Origin of the sequence: Propionivibrio soli (genome assembly GCF_025770765.1) — a bacterium.
Taxonomy (GTDB): domain Bacteria; phylum Pseudomonadota; class Gammaproteobacteria; order Burkholderiales; family Rhodocyclaceae; genus Propionivibrio; species Propionivibrio soli.
In genome coordinates this window covers 141,871-159,285 of record NZ_JANZKY010000005.1, presented here as the reverse complement: position 1 = coordinate 159,285, position 17,415 = coordinate 141,871, and the positions used below count along the sequence as shown (strand labels likewise).

The 17,415-nt window shown below is 58.7% G+C and carries 11 protein-coding genes; 6 read left to right on the top strand and 5 right to left on the bottom strand.

Translation table 11 applies throughout. The annotated features are described in order from the left end of the window. Positions 1-381: 381 nt before the first annotated feature. From NZ453_RS07240 to glmS, 5 genes are all read left to right on the top strand, one after another. Positions 382-5,070 (top strand): glutamate synthase-related protein, encoded by a 4,689-nt coding sequence (locus tag NZ453_RS07240; RefSeq protein ID WP_263769808.1) that lies wholly within the window; start codon positions 382-384, stop codon positions 5,068-5,070. After that, a complete protein-coding gene (locus NZ453_RS07235; protein ID WP_263769807.1) occupies positions 5,070-6,536 on the top strand; it encodes a glutamate synthase subunit beta in 1,467 nt (488 codons plus the stop codon). The genes NZ453_RS07240 and NZ453_RS07235 overlap by 1 nt, the downstream gene beginning before the upstream one ends. Positions 6,537-6,711: 175 nt before the next feature. Next, on the top strand, positions 6,712-7,458 hold the full coding sequence (locus NZ453_RS07230) for a YEATS-associated helix-containing protein (RefSeq protein ID WP_263769806.1): 747 nt from the start codon (positions 6,712-6,714) through the stop codon (positions 7,456-7,458). Positions 7,459-7,479: 21 nt separating this feature from the next. Further along, positions 7,480-8,838 (top strand): bifunctional UDP-N-acetylglucosamine diphosphorylase/glucosamine-1-phosphate N-acetyltransferase GlmU, encoded by a 1,359-nt coding sequence (glmU, locus tag NZ453_RS07225; protein ID WP_263769805.1) that lies wholly within the window; start codon positions 7,480-7,482, stop codon positions 8,836-8,838. Between the two features lie 7 nt (positions 8,839-8,845). Further along, positions 8,846-10,675: a glutamine--fructose-6-phosphate transaminase (isomerizing) gene (glmS, locus tag NZ453_RS07220; RefSeq protein ID WP_263769804.1), complete on the top strand. Its 1,830-nt coding sequence runs from the start codon at positions 8,846-8,848 to the stop codon at positions 10,673-10,675. 622 nt (positions 10,676-11,297) lie between these two features. On the opposite strand, the gene ppx is transcribed toward glmS, so the two are convergent. Beyond that, the gene (ppx, locus tag NZ453_RS07215) at positions 11,298-12,887 is read right to left on the bottom strand and encodes an exopolyphosphatase (RefSeq protein WP_263769803.1); all 1,590 of its coding nucleotides are present in this window, start codon (positions 12,885-12,887) and stop codon (positions 11,298-11,300) included. An 882-nt stretch (positions 12,888-13,769) separates the two neighbouring features. Here ppx and NZ453_RS07210 point away from each other — a divergent pair. Beyond that, a complete protein-coding gene (locus NZ453_RS07210; RefSeq protein WP_263769802.1) occupies positions 13,770-14,117 on the top strand; it encodes a hypothetical protein in 348 nt (115 codons plus the stop codon). A gap of 68 nt (positions 14,118-14,185) precedes the next feature. On the opposite strand, the gene NZ453_RS07205 is transcribed toward NZ453_RS07210, so the two are convergent. The 4 genes from NZ453_RS07205 to NZ453_RS07190 all read right to left on the bottom strand — a co-directional run bounded on the left by NZ453_RS07205 (position 14,186) and on the right by NZ453_RS07190 (position 17,318). Next, the gene (locus NZ453_RS07205) at positions 14,186-14,392 is read right to left on the bottom strand and encodes a hypothetical protein (protein WP_263769801.1); all 207 of its coding nucleotides are present in this window, start codon (positions 14,390-14,392) and stop codon (positions 14,186-14,188) included. A gap of 124 nt (positions 14,393-14,516) precedes the next feature. After that, the gene (locus tag NZ453_RS07200; protein WP_263769800.1) at positions 14,517-15,158 is read right to left on the bottom strand and encodes an EamA family transporter; all 642 of its coding nucleotides are present in this window, start codon (positions 15,156-15,158) and stop codon (positions 14,517-14,519) included. Positions 15,159-15,175: 17 nt separating this feature from the next. Then, positions 15,176-16,618, bottom strand: coding sequence for a phosphonoacetaldehyde dehydrogenase (phnY, locus tag NZ453_RS07195; RefSeq protein WP_263769799.1), 1,443 nt, complete (start codon positions 16,616-16,618; stop codon positions 15,176-15,178). 28 nt (positions 16,619-16,646) lie between these two features. Further along, positions 16,647-17,318 (bottom strand): GntR family transcriptional regulator, encoded by a 672-nt coding sequence (locus NZ453_RS07190; RefSeq protein WP_263769798.1) that lies wholly within the window; start codon positions 17,316-17,318, stop codon positions 16,647-16,649. Between the last annotated feature and the right edge of the window lie 97 nt (positions 17,319-17,415).

The following is a 17,415-nucleotide window of genomic DNA, read 5'->3' as shown; positions in this document are numbered from 1 at the left end:
CATATGAGGCGTCGCGTTGCGCGCTTCTGTTTTTTATCTCTTTGGCCGGCTTCTGCCCGGAGTTTTTTTGTTCTGAGCGGTCATACTTCTGGCAGGGTCACAAATATACCATGGGGGGATGGGGACGGATTGGAATTCTACCGGATTACGGTATTCATGACCGTAATGCGAAAAATCCAAGGGGCCGACAACTGCCCCAAAAAGGTGCATAAACCCCGTGGCGCCTTGGTAAAAACGATTTGTAGCAGTGGGGTTTCGCGATATACTCCTAGGTCGCCCCAACAAAACCATAAGCTGGCCTAGGCCGGCTTTTTTGACGTTTGGTGGGTCGACATCTGATGTTCTCATTCTGTGTAATCTCATCTTTGAGGATTGAGCGTGATGGATTCGGCTGTACCTGAGCGGCAGGGCCTATACGACCCGGCCAACGAGCACGACGCTTGCGGCGTCGGTTTTGTAGCGCACATCAAAGGCCAAAAAAGCCACTCGATCATCCAGCAGGGGCTCCTGATCCTCAAGAACTTGGATCACCGGGGCGCTGTGGGTGCCGATCCATTGATGGGTGACGGCGCGGGGATCCTGATTCAGATTCCTGACGATTACCTGCGCGATGAGATGGCCAAGCAAGGGGTGGTTCTGCCTCGTGCAGGCGACTATGGCGTCGGCATGGTCTTTCTGCCGAAGGAATCCGCTTCCAGGCTCGCGTGCCAAGAAGAAATCGAGCGCGCCGTTCGTGCCGAAGGTCAGGTGGTTCTTGGCTGGCGCGATGTCCCGGTCGATCGTGCGATGCCCATGTCACCCGCCGTTCGCGAGCGCGAACCGGTAATTCGCCAAGTCTTCATCGGCCGCGGTGCGGACGTCATGGTGACAGATGCGCTTGAGCGCAAGCTCTACGTCATTCGCCGTCGGGCGGCGAACGCGATTCGCTCTCTGGGGCTTGAACACAGCAAGGAGTTTTACCAACCGTCGATGTCCGCAAGGACAATTGTTTACAAGGGGTTGTTACTGGCTGATCAGGTCGGCGAATACTATGTCGACCTGAAGGATCCGCGCGTGGTTTCGGCGTTGGCTCTGGTGCACCAACGGTTCTCGACCAATACGTTCCCAACGTGGCCGCTTGCCCACCCGTTCCGCATGATCGCCCATAACGGGGAGATCAACACGCTACGCGGCAACTACAACTGGATGCGCGCGCGCGAGAAGGGGACGTCGTCCCCCTTGTTGGGACCCGATCTCGATAAGATCTGGCCGCTCATCTATCCGAACCAGTCCGATACCGCTTCGTTCGACAACGCACTCGAACTCCTGGTGATGGGAGGGTACTCCCTAGCGCATGCCATGATGATGCTGATTCCCGAAGCTTGGGAATCGCACACGCTGATGGATGAGAAACGGCGCGCTTTCTACGAATATCACGCGGCAATGATGGAGCCGTGGGATGGGCCGGCGGCCGTGGCGTTTACGGATGGTCGCCAGATTGGCGCCACGCTCGACCGTAACGGACTGCGCCCCGCGCGCTATCTCGTGACGGACGACGACTACGTCGTGATGTCATCCGAATCCGGCGTGCTTCCCATCCCGGAATCGAAGATTGTCAAGAAATGGCGGTTGCAGCCGGGCAAGATGTTCCTGATCGACCTCGACCAGGGTCGGATCATCGATGATGTCGAGCTTAAGGAGACACTGTCGCAACAGAAGCCGTACCAGGATTGGGTCGCTCGGATCAACATCAAGATCGATAGCCTGGAGGTCCCGGCGCATGCGGCGCCTCCCGAATCCTCTGCATCGCTCCTCGATCGCCAGCAAGCCTTCGGCTATACGCAGGAGGACATCAAACTCATCCTCGAACCGCTCGCCAAGTCAGGCGAAGAGGCCGTCGGCTCGATGGGCAACGATTCGCCGTTGGCCGTCCTGTCAAACAAGAACAAATCCTTGTTCAACTACTTCCGGCAATTGTTCGCGCAGGTGACGAACCCACCGATCGATCCCATTCGCGAACAGCTCGTCATGTCGCTGGTGTCGTTCATTGGCCCGAAGCCCAACCTGCTCGGGATCAACGAAATCAACCCGCCGTATCGGCTTGAAGTCTCGCAGCCCGTGTTGACGTACGCCGACATGGCCAAGCTACGGAACATCGCTGCTTATACCGACGACAAATTCCATTCGGCCGAACTCGACATCTGCTATCCCCTCGCCTGGGGCAAGGAAGGCGTCGAGGCGCGTCTCGCGTCGCTATGCGCGGAAGCCGAGGATGCTGTGCAGCGGGGCGTCGGCCTCTTGATTGTCTCCGACCGCAAGGTCGACAAGGACCACGTTGCAATCCCGGCTCTGCTCGCGACTTCCGCGGTACACCAGCATCTGGTGACCCGTGGCTTGCGCACACGCGCTGGCTTGGTCGTGGAAACCGGTGCCGCACGCGAGACGCATCACTTCGCCGTGCTTGCCGGCTACGGTGCTGAAGCTGTCCACCCGTATTTGGCGCTGGAGACCCTGCAGCAGATGGCGGGCAACGATCCGGAAAAACGGGAAAAACACGTTAAGCACTACGTTAAGGGCATCGGCAAGGGGCTGCTGAAGGTGATGTCGAAGATGGGCATCTCGACCTACATGTCCTACACTGGCGCGCAGATTTTCGAAGCCATCGGCCTGCAGAAGAAGATGGTTGACAAGTACTTCACCGGTACGTCGAGCCAGGTCGAAGGGATCGGCGTTTTCGAAGTCATGGAAGAGGCGATCCGGCTGCACAAGGAGGCCTTCGGGGATAATCCCGGGCTGGCCCGCATGCTCGATCCGGGTGGCGAATACGCGTTCCGGATCCGTGGGGACGAGCACATGTGGACGCCGGATGCGATTGCCAAGCTGCAGCATTCGACGCGTTCCGGCAAGTACGAAACCTACAAAGAGTACGCGCGTATCATCAACGATCAGAGTCAGCGTCATATGACTTTGCGCGGCTTGTTTGAAATCAAGCCGGCCGGGGCGTCGGTTCCGCTGGACGAAGTTGAGCCGGCCAAGGACATCGTGAAGCGGTTTGCTACGGGCGCCATGTCGCTCGGCTCGATTTCGACCGAGGCGCACAGCACCCTGGCCATCGCCATGAACCGCATCGGCGGCCGGTCGAACACCGGAGAAGGCGGCGAAGATCCTGCCCGCTTCAAGCCCGTCAAGGCCGGACAACTGGTTTCCGATATCGTCGGCAAGGGGCGCATCGAACGCGACTACGAGCTGAAGGAAGGCGACAGTCTCCGTTCTGCGATCAAACAGGTCGCGTCGGGACGGTTCGGCGTGACGACAGAGTATCTGGTCAATGCCGACCAGATCCAGATCAAGATGGCGCAAGGCGCAAAGCCCGGTGAAGGGGGGCAGTTGCCGGGGCATAAGGTGTCCGAGTACATCGGTTTCCTGCGCCACTCGGTGCCGGGCGTCGGCCTCATCTCGCCGCCGCCGCACCACGACATCTACTCGATCGAGGATTTGGCGCAGCTGATTCACGACCTGAAGAATGCGAATTCGAAAGCGTCGATCAGCGTCAAGTTGGTTTCCGAAGTCGGGGTGGGAACGGTCGCGGCCGGTGTGACGAAGGCCAAGGCCGACCATTTGGTGATCGCCGGCCATGACGGCGGCACCGGGGCGAGCCCGCAGTCGTCGATCAAGTATGCTGGATCGCCATGGGAGCTTGGACTCGCCGAAACGCAGCAGACGCTAGTCCTGAACAGGTTGCGCGGCCGTGTTCGCGTACAGGCTGACGGTCAGATGAAAACCGGCCGGGATGTCCTCATCGCGGCGCTGCTCGGTGCGGACGAAGTGGGTTTCGCCACTGCCCCGCTCGTGGTTTCCGGCTGCATCATGATGCGCAAGTGCCATCTGAACACCTGTCCCGTCGGCGTGGCGACGCAGGATCCGGTGCTGCGCCGCAAATTCACGGGCCAACCCGAACACGTCATCAACTACTTCTTCTTCGTCGCCGAGGAGCTGCGCGAACTGATGGCACAGATCGGGATTCGCCGTTTCGATGACCTGATCGGGCGTGTCGATCTGCTCGACATGCGCAAGGGCATCGAACACTGGAAAGCCCGCGGCTTGGATTACAGCCGGATCTTCCGCCCCGCGGCAAGCCTGTCCGGCGAGCCGGTGTATCACCGCGAAACTCAGGACCACGGGCTATCCAAGGCGCTCGATAATGAACTGATCCGTCTGGCGGCGCCGGCTATCGAAAAAGGCGAGAAAGTTCGCATCGACATGCCGATCCGTAACGCCAACCGGACGGTAGGCGCGATGCTTTCGAGCCGGATAGCGGCCAAGTACGGCTTTACAGGCCTGCCCGATGACACGGTACATATCGCGTTCAACGGGACGGCGGGGCAGAGTTTCGGCGCCTTTCTAGCGCGCGGCGTTACGCTTTCGATCGTCGGGGATTGCAACGACTACGTGGGTAAGGGTCTTTCCGGCGGGCGCGTCATCGTTCGTCCTCACCCTGCGTTCTCCGGGGATACGACGAAGAACATCATCGTCGGCAACACGGTGCTTTACGGTGCCATCGATGGAGAGGCTTTCTTCGCTGGTGTGGCGGGCGAGCGTTTCGCGGTCCGCAATTCGGGTGCGACGACGGTCGTCGAAGGCGTGGGCGACCACGGCTGCGAGTACATGACCGGTGGTACGGTGGTCGTTCTTGGCATGACGGGGCGCAACTTCGCGGCTGGTATGTCCGGCGGCGTCGCGTACGTTCTTGACGAGAACGGGACTTTCGAATCGCGTTGCAACCTGGCGCAGGTTGCGTTGGAACCCGTCGAGGAAGAAATCGCGGCAAGGCGGGGTTCGGACGCAGGCGACGAACTCGAGAGCCACGGTAAGGTGGATGTCCGCCATCTCGGCATGGCAGACGAAGACTTGCTGAAGGGGCTGATCGAGAAGCACGCGGCCTACACGGGAAGCTTGCAGGCCAAACGCATTCTTGACGACTGGAGTGCTTTCCGCGCACGTTTTGTGAAGGTCATGCCGCATGAATACCGTCGCGCGCTAACCGAATTGGCCGCACAAAAGGCGGAAAGTCAGCAATTGGAGGCTGCATAATGGGAAAGCCGACCGGCTTTATGGAGTACCAGCGCCTGTCCGAAGCGTATGAGCCGACGACGACGCGATTGAAGCACTATCGCGAATTCGTCGCGACGCTGAATGATGAACAAGCGAGCCTTCAGGGTTCGCGCTGTATGGACTGCGGTATCCCGTTCTGCAACAACGGCTGCCCCGTCCACAACATCATTCCCGACTGGAACGACCTCGTTTATCGCGGCAATTGGGAGCAGGCGCTTGCCGTTCTCCACCTCACCAACAACTTCCCGGAATTCACGGGACGTATCTGCCCAGCGCCGTGCGAGGAAGCGTGTACGCTCAACATCAACTCGGATCCTGTCGGAATCAAGTCGATCGAGCACGCGATCGCTGACAAGGGATGGCAGATGGGGTGGATCGTGCCGCAGCCGCCGAAAGCCAAAACCGGGAAAAAGGTCGCTATCGTCGGCTCCGGTCCCGCCGGCCTTGCGGCGGCGCAACAATTGGCCCGCGTTGGTCATGATGTGACGGTTTTCGAGAAGAACGATCGCCTTGGCGGTCTGCTCGGCTACGGAATACCGGACTTCAAACTCGACAAGACGCTCATCGAACGCCGCGTCAAACAGATGAAGGCGGAAGGGGTGACGTTCCGTACGGGCGTGCTCGTCGGGAGTGAGCAGCTGCCTGAAGGAATCTGCAACGATGCAAAGGAGTTCGTTTCGGCCGAGCAGATCCAACGGGAGTTCGATGCCGTGATTCTGGCGGCGGGATCGGAAGTCCCCCGCGACCTGCCTATTCCTGGGCGCGAATTGAAGGGCATTTATCCGGCACTGCAACTCTTGATTCCGCAAAACAAGGCGGTGGCTGGCGGCAAAGCGAATCCGATCAATGCGAAGGGCAAGCACGTCGTCGTGATCGGTGGCGGCGACACCGGATCGGACTGCGTCGGGACCAGCTACCGGCACGGCGCCGCATCGGTGACGCAACTCGAACTGATGCCGCAACCTCCAGAGCGGGAGAACAAGGCGTTGACCTGGCCATACTGGCCTCTCAAGCTCCGTACTTCGTCATCACACCTTGAAGGAGCCACCGAGCGGCGTTTTTCGATAGCGACGAAGGAGTTCGCTGGGGAGAGCGGCTGCGTTAAGGAGTTGCGTACGGTCGAGCTCGAGTGGAAAGACGGCAAGATGTGCGAAGTCGAGGGCAGCGAGAAAATCATCCCTGCGGACCTCGTTTTTCTGGCCATGGGCTTTCTGCATCCTGTCGGTGGGCTGCTCGATGCCTTTGGCGTGGAAAAAGACGCGCGTGGCAACGCCAAGGCGACGACGGATGGTGATGGCTGTTATGCGACGAATGCCGAGAAGGTATTTGCGGCCGGAGATACTCGCCGCGGGCAGTCGCTTGTCGTTTGGGCCATTCGCGAAGGAAGGCAGTGCGCGCGTGAAGTGGACGCTTTCCTCATGGGGTCCAGCACGCTGCCTCGTTAGCGAACGTAAGCGTCTTTGCGCCGGGGCGTGAGCCGCCGGCAAAGGGCGCCCAAGCATTGGCGCGGAGGTGCAGCGTAGTCAAACCGCATAACGGCATCAACTGTTATGCGGTTTTCTTTTGGGTTCAAGGACGGCTATGGCATAGTTATGTCTGCCTTGTTCGGGGGAGTGGACAATGAATCCTGAATTACAAAAATCGTTCCAGGTCACCGCCTTACCCAACAATCTCGACGGCTATATGCTCGTCATTCTGCTCATCATGGTCGCGGCTGGTCTGCTCGGCGGCTTAGCGAATTTTTTCCTGTGCGACAAGCACGCTGAGTCCGAGTCGCGCGATTGGCGAAAATACCTGACTCTCGGCGTGATCGCCGCCTTGACCGTTCCTCTTTTCCTCAACATGATCTCGAGCAACCTGCTCGAAGCGGCACGGTCGCGCCCGGCCGACTTTTTCGTTTTCGGCGGCTTCTGCCTGATCTACGTGGTTGCTTCCCGACGCGTTTTCGAGAATGTAGCCAACCGGCTGATCGGCCAGGTCGACCAAATGAAACGTGAGGTGGCCACCATGAAGCAGCAAGGAGAGCTGGCCAGTTCCTCCAGAGAGGAATTAATTCCTTCTGCTGATCCGACCGGGACGTTATCTTCACCTAACGGCAAATCGGAACCGGCTAAGGAGTCTCTTTCGTACAACGACGTCGAGATACTGCGGGCACTCGCCGGCGAACCTCATGTCTACGGCAATCTGGCCGGCCTGACGGACAAGACCGGCCTCGCGCGCGACTTCGTCAGTACGCGACTGACGGTGCTCAAGAATCTCGGCATCATTGAAACTCGCATCAACGACAAGAATGTGCTGCACTGGTACGTTTCGCCGAAAGGCAAACAAATGCTGGGCGACATTCTGTCCGGACAGGAAGAACGCTAGTCCGCATTACCAGGTACTTTCATGAACATTGTTATTCTCGCTGCAGGGCAGGGAAAGCGCATGCATTCCAACCTGCCCAAAATCCTTCACCCGCTGGCCGGTAAAGCCCTGGCCGCGCACGTTATCGATACGGCTCGTTCTCTCTCGCCTCAGACCTTGTGCCTCGTCTATGGCCATGGCGGTGACATGGTGCGCACGACCCTTGACGCGCCGGACCTCGCTTGGGCGCTGCAGGAACCGCAGCTCGGTACCGGACACGCCGTACAGCAGGCGCTCCCCCACTTGAAGGGGGCCGGCACGACGCTCGTGCTTTACGGGGACGTGCCGCTAATCCAGGCAGATACGCTGAAACGATTACTGCATGCGGCACAGGATGCGCTGGCCATTCTCACGGTTGAGCTTGCCGATCCCAGCGGCTATGGCCGGATTGTGCGCGACGCTGGGGGGCGAGTTGTCCGCATCGTCGAGCAGAAAGACGCCACTTCCGACGAATGCCGGATTCGTGAGATCAATACTGGAATCATGGCCATGCCGACTGGCCGGCTTGGCGAATGGCTCGGGCGCCTTTCGAACGACAACGCGCAGAAAGAATACTACCTCACCGACGTCGTTGGCATGGCAGTGGAGACGGGCGTTGCAATCCGCACGACACATCCGGGACATGAGTGGGAGGTCCTCGGGGTCAACAGCAAGGTTCAACTTGCCGAACTGGAGCGTATCGCGCAACGCAGCACAGCGGAGCGGCTGATGGAGGAAGGCGTCCGGTTGGCCGATCCGGCACGAATCGACGTTCGCGGTGAGCTGATCTGTGGACGCGATGTGTTCATTGATGTGAATTGCGTTTTCGAGGGTACGGTGCACCTCGGCGAAGCCGTTGAGGTTGGGCCGAACTGTGTTCTGAAAAACGCCCGTATCGGTTCTGGCACACGGCTGGCTGCATTTACGCATATCGAGGATGCAACGGTCGGCGCTGACGGGCAGATCGGACCTTTTGCGCGGCTCCGGCCGGGAACGGAACTCGCAGAAGACGTGCATGTCGGCAATTTCGTGGAAATCAAGAAAAGTACCATCGCCGCCCACTCGAAAGCGAACCATCTTGCTTACATTGGAGATGCGATGATCGGCAGCCGCGTGAACGTTGGTGCAGGCACCATCACCTGCAACTACGACGGGGCGAACAAGTTCCAGACGATCATCGAGGATGACGCGTTTATCGGTTCCGACACGCAACTCGTAGCGCCAGTGAGGGTCGGACGAGGCGCGACCCTGGGTGCGGGCACCACGCTGACCAAGGACGCGCCGGCAGACACACTCACTATTTCCCGCGCCAAGCAGATTTCGATTCCCGGCTGGAAGCGGCCGGTCAAGACCAGAAAGTGAACTGACTATGTGTGGCATCGTCGCTGCGGTTGCAGACCGCGACATCGTTCCTGTCCTGCTCGAAGGTTTGCGCAAACTGGAATACCGGGGTTATGACTCGGCCGGATTGGCGCTGATCGACGCTGACGGCTTGCGGCGCTTGCGTGCCGTGGGACGAGTGTCTGGGCTCGCGGCGCAGGTCGAAGAGTCACATGTCTCAGGGCATATCGGTATTTCCCATACGCGGTGGGCGACGCATGGCGTGCCGTGCGAGCGCAACGCACATCCGCACATCTCGGGCGGCCTGGCTGTCGTTCATAACGGCATTATCGAGAATCACGAGGCGCTGCGTCTGCGGCTCAAGGGAGAGGGCTACGAGTTCACCTCAGACACCGACACCGAGGTTGTCGCGCACCTGATTGCTTCCGAACTGAAGAAGACGGCCGATTTCTTCACCGCTGCCCGAACGGCGATTGCCCAGTTGCAAGGTGCCTTTGCGATCGCCGTGCTCCGCCAGGACAATCCTGACCGGCTTGTCGTTGCCCGCGAAGGGGCCCCGCTGCTGCTGGGTCTGGCCGAAGACGGCAATTACGCGGCATCCGATGTGGCGGCCTTGCTGCAAGTGACGCGGCGCATCGTGTATCTGGAGAACGGCGACTGCGCTGAATTGACCCGCGACGGTTTTCGTATCACACGCGTCGACGGTACGCCGGTCGAACGCGCCGAGACGGAGTCCCAACTCTCCGCCGACGCTGTGGAACTGGGGCAGTATCGGCACTACATGCAGAAGGAAATCTTCGAGCAGCCGGTAGCCCTGTCGAACACGCTTGAAATGCTCGGCACGGCGCGCAGCATTCAACCGGGTCTTTTTGGCGCCGATACGGAGTCTTTGCTCAAGGACGCCCGACAAGTGCTCATCATCGCGTGCGGCACCAGTTACCACGCGGGTCTGGTTGCCCGTTACTGGCTTGAAGCCATTGCAGGCATCCCCTGCAATGTCGAGGTGGCAAGCGAATATCGTTATCGAGAATCGGTATCCGATCCGGATACGCTTGTTGTTACGCTCTCGCAGTCGGGCGAAACGGCCGATACCTTGGCCGCCCTCGAGCATGCCAAGGCACAAGGCATGACGCGCACGCTGTGTATCTGTAACGTGCCCGAATCGTCATTGGTGCGCGCCAACGCGCTGCGTTTCATTACGCGCGCTGGCCCGGAAATCGGTGTGGCTTCAACCAAAGCATTCACGACGCAGTTAGCCGCGTTGTACCTCTTGACGCTGATCCTGGCCAAGCTGCGCGGGCGCCTCTCCCCAGCACTCGAAGCCTCCGAGTTGCAGGCATTGCGCCATCTGCCCAGCGCATTGACCAAAGTCTTGGAACTCGAGCCGCAGATTCGCGAATGGTCGGAACGTTTTGCAATGAAACAGGACGCCTTGTTCCTAGGGCGCGGCCGACACTATCCGATCGCCCTGGAAGGCGCTCTTAAACTCAAGGAAATCACCTATATTCACGCCGAGGCGTATCCGGCCGGCGAGCTCAAGCACGGCCCCTTGGCGCTCGTCGACAAGGAAATGCCGGTCATTGCCGTCGCCCCGAACGACATTCTGCTTGAGAAGCTCAAGTCGAACCTGCAAGAAGTACGCGCCCGCGGTGGCGAGCTTTATGTCTTTGCCGACGCTGATAGCGAGATGATGGCGTCCGATGGAATCCATCTCATGCGCCTGCCTGAGCATTACGGGCAGCTTTCGGCGCTGCTGCACGTCGTTCCGTTGCAGTTGTTGGCTTATCACGTCGCTCTGGTCCGCGGTACCGACGTCGACAAGCCGCGCAACCTGGCCAAATCAGTCACTGTCGAGTAGCAACGATGATGGAGCCCCGGGAGGAGTGGCTGGGCACCCAACCTCCCGTTGTCAGTTTTGATCACCGCAATAGAGGGGCTTGCGATGGCATATGCAATTTCCGCCTCGGGGCGAAGCAATGGCAGAGACAGATGTCAATACGTCAACAAGAAGGAGGCAGCTTAGTCGTTTCACATGGTGCGGCCAAACTAGGCGCTGAACGCCCTGATTATTGTTAATAATACGGACGAGGCCAAAATGCCTTTAACGTATTGAATGACTCAGAGATAGCTGATCGCGCTCTCCCGGCTTCCCTCATTTTCACCCTCCTTTTTAAACCCCTCGTTGTTGTAGGTCTGACGCACCCCTAAATAGAAGCAGGGCTACCTTTGCTTTCTCGTTGGACCAGTGCTCATTGTCGGACAGGCAGACTTCGGCTGGCACAACAATTCACGTGGGCATGCTTGGTCGATGGCACGCATTGCCCATCGCAACAAAGCCGGATGCCTGCTTTGGGTCGGGAGTTCGAGTTCCAAACGGGAGAGCTGACGTTCTCGAACTCACATGGTTGAACGGACAGATCGGTCAGCACGGGCCAACGGCAGATGGCCGAGCTGCGTGAGTGCATTTCGGCCGAATCGATTCAGGCGATCGCAACGAGATGCGCAGGGCGATACTTGATTTGGAAATCTATACCGACCCGTCGCCAGAGGGCACTCTCATCCGAAAGGGCGGCGGCACTGAGCGGGTTAGTCTCCCCCCAAGCATCGGGCAGTTCAATCTCATACCCAACGCCCGATGGGAGTATTCCGACGTGAATCTCAGGGAATGGCCGGTCATCACGCGATCGGCAAAGCAAAACAGCGAGACGGAGGCAGAAGATCAGGGTCCAGAGCGGGTTGCCTTTGGATAAAGCAGCGAGCTTTTCGAGCTTACCGCGCTGTCCGAGCACGATTTTGGCGAGGCGTTCCTGGTCCTCGGTGGAGAATCCGGGCATGTCAGCCGCCGCGAGAATATAGGCACCGTGTTTGTGGTAGTCACTGTGCGCCACCGAGAGGCCAATCTCGTGCAACGCCGCCGCCCATTGGAGAAAGCGCCACGCGTTCTCGCGCTCTTGGTCTTCTTTCGTACCCACCGCGAGGTTGCATGGATGGCGATTCAATTGTTTGAATAACGCCCGCGCTGCTTGCTCCACCCGTGCCGATTGGTGCAGGTCTACGTGGTAGCGGCGCTTAAAGTGGCGCACCGTCGTATCGCGCATATCGCGCTGATGAAGACGCCCGAGCAAATCGTAAAGGACGCCGAGACGCAAAGCGCCACCGGCATACTTCATACGCTCGATACCCAGCCCGCTGAAAATCGCGTACAGGATGGCAACACCACCCACGAGGACGGGCAATCTTTCAAGCGGTAGATTGCGCAGTTCTAAGCGATCGATCGAACCGGCCTGAATCATCAGGCTGCGCAGGGATTCGAGGCCACGCCACGTAATGCCTCCAACGCCGCCCGGATTGAGTCCGTTTGCTTCGAGCAACTCGGCGATGGCACGCGCTGACCCAGAGGAACCCACCGCTTCGCCCCAACCCACCTGACCATACGCCGCCGCGATGCGCTCGATCTCCTGGCCGGCCATCGTCTCGGCTTCCCGGAAGCGCTTTTTGTCCACCTTGCCGCCAGGGAAAAAGCGCTCCGAATAACTCACGCATCCCATATATAGCGATTCCAACAGCAGCGGTTTCATTTGCCGGCCGACGATGAACTCCGTTGAGCCGCCGCCGATGTCGACGACCAAGCGAGGCCCGTCGAACGGCGGCAACGAGTGCACCACGCCGACGTAGATCAACCTCGCTTCTTCACGCCCGGCAATGATCTCGATCGGGAAGCCAAGCGCCTTCTCCGCCAGCGGAAGGAAATCAGGCGCATTCCGGGCGACGCGTAGCGCATTCGTTCCCACCACACGCACGGTGCTTTTGTCGAACCCGCGCAGGCGTTCACCGAATCGGCTTAGCGCGGCCAAGGCTCGCTGCTGAGCCGGCTCATCAAGCCTTTTGTCGGATGTGATCCCCGAGGCGAGCCGTACAGACTCCTTGATCGAGTCCATCGGGTAGATCTGGTCGTCAATGACACGACCGATTTGCAGGCGAAAGCTATTCGAGCCAAGGTCGACGGCGGCGAAATGCCTTGGGTCTTCGGATACGGCCACTTCCGTGGAATCGCCCACCACGCGGAGCATTACTTGTCCCTTTGTTGTTCTTCTCACATCAGGAAAACGTCACAAGCGCTGACGCCAACTGACGCCGTAGCAGCGAGCCGCCGAATTCCAGTAAATGGCACATCCGAACCGATCTTGGCCAGCTTGCTCATCCCACGGGCATTGTCAGCGCATCGTATTACGAGCAAATGACACAGCGTTCACACCAATCACATGTGCGTCCCATGAAGGTGCCGACGCTTAGTCCATGGAGCAGACGGAAACGTGGGAAACACACCGTGGAAGGGCTTCCATCGGAGAAGGCGCGCCATCCTGTCGGAATGCGGGTTAGCACCGCAACCCAAAATCACACCGCGAGTCGCACGCGCATCAGGATTGGCGAGGACTCGTCTTCGGGCGACGGAGTATAGGACCAGCTAGCGCGACCACATACAATTTTCTTTCCCGTACGGAGGGTCTTTACCTTCACGATACCGTCGGGCACTGCCGCAAAACCTTGTCACATATCTGTCATAAAGCCGGTTTCTGCGACGCTCGCCGTTATACTAAAGTCCATATGATTGGTATGGATTTTTGGCGGGATGACGGACCTTTCAGAGAGAAGCTAGGCGCTCTGGTTAACCTCAGCGACTTAACCGCTTTGCTCAGGCGCCGATACATCACTTCGGCTGCCTCGTGCTCGGTCGGGCAGCCATAGTAGGGATCGATGAGAATTGTGCTCAGATGCGCAAGACTGCGCGCAACTGATCGCCAGTTCTCACCAAGTCGGGGATCGTTTGACCAACGCTCTGCCTCGTCAGCCACCATTCGATAGTCCAGCATGGCGATGTCTCCGAGTTGAGACGTTAATTATACGTACCAGGGCAAGCCCCTATAGAACAAACAGAATGGATTGTGTTGAGAATGAGGAAGGAAATGGCTAACAATAACTCTGAGTCAGCCGGTGGGAAGACGAACGTTTCGACCGTCATAAATCCCTCTGCCGGTCTCCCTGCACGGCGCAAGCGCTTATCGAAGTTCTTTCCTCGTCCGCTGGATAAAGTCCTGCGGAACCGAAGCGCACCGGTCCGCGACAGCTTTACCCTCTTGAAGAGCGAGCACAACGAACTGGTTCGGATCAAGCGTGAACTCACAGACCAAGATCTAGACGTGAAGAAAAGCGATTTGGTCCGGGCGGCTTTATCGCTGCTTTTCAAATACGATGCGAAGGGGATCAAGAAGCTCTTGGAAGCTCTACCGCAACGACGCTAAGGCTGGCTGCTCAACAAGCCTCGCGTTTCAGAACCGTGCACGATCCGCAGACCCTGCCGTTTTTTTTTCTACAGAAAAACGACCTCGGACCGCGGGACGTTAACTCGTCGGCTGGCGCCGTAGCAAACGATCCGGCGGGCGCCGCGCACAGTGGCGGCAACCACAAAAACCTCTCCATCGTCATTGTCGTCGTGCTCGGGTTGACCGAGGTGTTGCGAGTGGGCGCTGGACTTCAGGCGCACCAGCCGGCCGACATATTTTTCGTGCTCACGCATGAGGCTTTGCGAAATAGGAGAACATTCGCGCATCTTGGACAACGAATATTGCACCATGATGAAAAGCGCCCCGAACGAGGGGGCGCCCGATCGTTCCCGCGAAAGACAAAAGGTGAGGTGAGATTCACGCCCCCAAGCGGATGACCACCGCGCTGATCCCATACATCCAGCGGTGCGCGAGATGACGGATCACGTCGCCTCCCCGATACCATAACGCTACCGCCAGTATTCCCCATGCATCGAAAAAGAAAAGCCATAGGGTATAGGCGGCGGCGCTTCCTGAGTGGCGTACGCCGACCCCATCAAGAATGGTGTAGAGAGCAATAACCGCGGAGTTGCAAAGAGCGTATGGCAGCCCTCTTGTTTCCGCGACGCAGCGACCGAAGCCGATCACTACGGGGAAGATAATGCCCAGGCCAACCAGGCCGATGCCGATGAAAAGGGTCGAGTGATAAGGCTCCCCAAACAAAGGAGCGCATAAGGCCACGATAACGGGTGCGCAGCCACGCATCAAGGGATAGGCGACGGATAGGTCGGCGTGTTTATAGCTCTCCACCAAGGCCAGAAAGTACGCGATGTGGACGAACACCGAACAACCAAGCCACCACCGGCTTTCAGGTAACGGAGGTGGAACAAAAGGTAGCGTTAGGGCCGCGAGAAAGCTTCCGCCCACGGCGATGGTCACGGTGTCAAGAAGACGATCACTGCTGGCTTTCACCAGGAAGTTCCACCCCGCATGCATCACTGCGGACAACAGAACGGCCATGAGTACCGAGGTGGATGTCATGCGGGCCAAGGAAGCGAGTAGGTTTTGACGTTTGTGAAGCTCTTCATCGCCTCTTGCACGCCTTCCTTGTAGCCGAGTCCGGAATCCTTGATGCCCCCGAACGGCGTGAGTTCGAGCCGGTAACCAGGAACCTCACGCACGTTCACCGAACCCACTTGAAGTTCGTTTACCAGACGTGTAATGACATCCAGGCGATTGGTACAGACACCCGACGACAACCCGTAGGCGGAGCCATTCACGATCTCGATTGCGTCATCAACCGTCTCGAAACGAATCACGGGTGACACGGGGCCAAACGTCTCATAGCGAACGACACTCATTTCGGATGTGACGTGATCGACGACGGTGGGCGCATAAAGGGCGCCTTCTCGTTGGTTACCACAGCGAAGCTCTGCGCCTAGAGCGACGGCGTCCTCCACCCGGCTCTGGAACACTTTGGCCGCCGCTTCATCGATCACCGTTCCCATCTGCTGCGTCTCGTCAGTCGGGTTGCCGAAACGCCACTGGGTTGTTTTTTCGACGAGCCGGTCGACGAATTCGTCGGCCACGCGATTCTGCACAAGAATTCGTTTGACGGCCGTGCACCGCTGTCCCGAGTTCTTGTAGGATCCCGTGACCGCAAGCGCCGCCGCCTCGTCAAGATCAGCATCGTCCATGACGATCAGCGGATCATTGCCGCCGAGTTCAAGCACCACCCGCCGGTACCCGACCTTGCTCGCGATGTATTTGCCGACGCTGACGCCGCCCGTAAAGCTCACCAGATCGACGTAATGATTGGTCAGGAGTTCGTCGGCGATCTCGGCCGGTTCCCCGGTGACCACTTGGAACATGGGGACGGGAAGTCCAGCCTCATAAAGAATGTCGGCAAAAAGCAGCGCCGAAAGAGGAACCTTCTCCGACGGTTTCAGGACCATGCGGTTGTTTGTCGCAATCGCAGGTGCGACTTTGTGCGCCACCTGGTTCATCGGATGATTGAACGGCGTGATCGCCGTGATGACGCCCAGCAAGGGCGAGCGTTGGGTAAATACCCGCCGATGGCGGCCGTGGGGCGTTATGTCGCAGGAAAAAATCTGTCCGTCATCCTGCAGCGCAGCTTGCGCGGCGAAAAGAAGCACGTCTCGTACGCGGCCTACCTCGTAGAGCGTGTCCTGCTTGCATAGGCCGGACTCGGCCGTAATCAGGTCACTGATTTCTTGCTTCCGCGATACGACGCTTTCCGCGGCCTGTTGCAGTATGGCGGCCCGGTCCGCCCGAGTAAGGGTTGGGCGATATTTTGCAGCGGCCTCAAGCGCCGCGCGGACATCGTCGACCGATGCTTTGGGCACGGTCCCCACGCATTCACCAGAATAGGGGTTAAGGACCTCAATGACACGCCCATCGCCAGTCGGCCGTCCGCTGGCAACGCGCATTGACTCGCGCCGGATCGTGAAAGCACTCATGTGTTTTCTTTGCCTTATGAAGAGATGATCAGGAAGAAAGCGCCCTGTGCAGACGGCGCTGGCTGTCGCTTGCATGCTTTTGCAGGAGCCGGCCCGCTTCGCCGGCTCGGCGCTCGACGATCGCATTCAGAATCGTCTGGTGCTCCGAGAACGAGATGGCCAGAGACTGCTCGTCATGTACATACGTCTGGCGGCGAAAAAGAGACAGTTCGCCAACCAGACGCGCATACGTCGCATGCAGTTTTAGATTCCCGGTGAGACGGGCCAGCGTGTCGTGAAAGGCGATATTCAAACCGGTGTAACGGGTCACATCGCCATCCTCGACGGCGTCCCGCATGCCGGACACCGTTTCGCGCAACGACTGTAGTCCTTGCTCGTCGATTCGTCTTGTGACCTTCTCACCAATGAGGCGCTCAAGAACTAGGCGCACCTCGTAGATTTGGTCAGCCTCTTCGATGTCGAGAGTGCGCACATAGACGCCGCAGTTCTTGACCACCATGACCAAACCCTTTTCCTCGAGCGCACGAAACGCTTCGCGGATCGGCCCTCTGGAGACTCCGAGGAGCGCCGCGAGGGGTATTTCGCGGAGCTGCTCTCCCGGCACGAGGCGGCCGTCCAGAATCATCCGTTCAAGTTCCTCCTGCACAAGGGATGGAAGCGAGTGCGTCTTGAGTAGTTCCAGCGTCACGGGGTATGTCATTGCGGCGTCATCTCGTTGATGAATGATTTCGTAAGGTTCTTCGTCGCTTTGCAGATTGTCAACAAAATGCAATGTCGAGATCCTAGGATTGACGTGT

Excerpts from the sequence above, each read along its gene's own strand:
- NZ453_RS07240 (WP_263769808.1), top strand. The coding sequence starts at position 382 with ATGGATTCGGCTGTACCTGAGCGGCAGGGCCTATACGACCCGGCCAAC.
- NZ453_RS07230 (WP_263769806.1), top strand. The coding sequence starts at position 6,712 with ATGAATCCTGAATTACAAAAATCGTTCCAGGTCACCGCCTTACCCAAC.
- glmS (WP_263769804.1), top strand. The coding sequence starts at position 8,846 with ATGTGTGGCATCGTCGCTGCGGTTGCAGACCGCGACATCGTTCCTGTC.
- ppx (WP_263769803.1), bottom strand. The coding sequence starts at position 12,887 with ATGCTCCGCGTGGTGGGCGATTCCACGGAAGTGGCCGTATCCGAAGAC.
- NZ453_RS07205 (WP_263769801.1), bottom strand. The coding sequence starts at position 14,392 with ATGCGTGAGCACGAAAAATATGTCGGCCGGCTGGTGCGCCTGAAGTCC.
- glmU (WP_263769805.1), top strand. The coding sequence starts at position 7,480 with ATGAACATTGTTATTCTCGCTGCAGGGCAGGGAAAGCGCATGCATTCC.
- NZ453_RS07210 (WP_263769802.1), top strand. The coding sequence starts at position 13,770 with ATGAGGAAGGAAATGGCTAACAATAACTCTGAGTCAGCCGGTGGGAAG.
- NZ453_RS07235 (WP_263769807.1), top strand. The coding sequence starts at position 5,070 with ATGGGAAAGCCGACCGGCTTTATGGAGTACCAGCGCCTGTCCGAAGCG.
- phnY (WP_263769799.1), bottom strand. The coding sequence starts at position 16,618 with ATGAGTGCTTTCACGATCCGGCGCGAGTCAATGCGCGTTGCCAGCGGA.
- NZ453_RS07200 (WP_263769800.1), bottom strand. The coding sequence starts at position 15,158 with ATGGCCGTTCTGTTGTCCGCAGTGATGCATGCGGGGTGGAACTTCCTG.
- NZ453_RS07190 (WP_263769798.1), bottom strand. The coding sequence starts at position 17,318 with ATGACATACCCCGTGACGCTGGAACTACTCAAGACGCACTCGCTTCCA.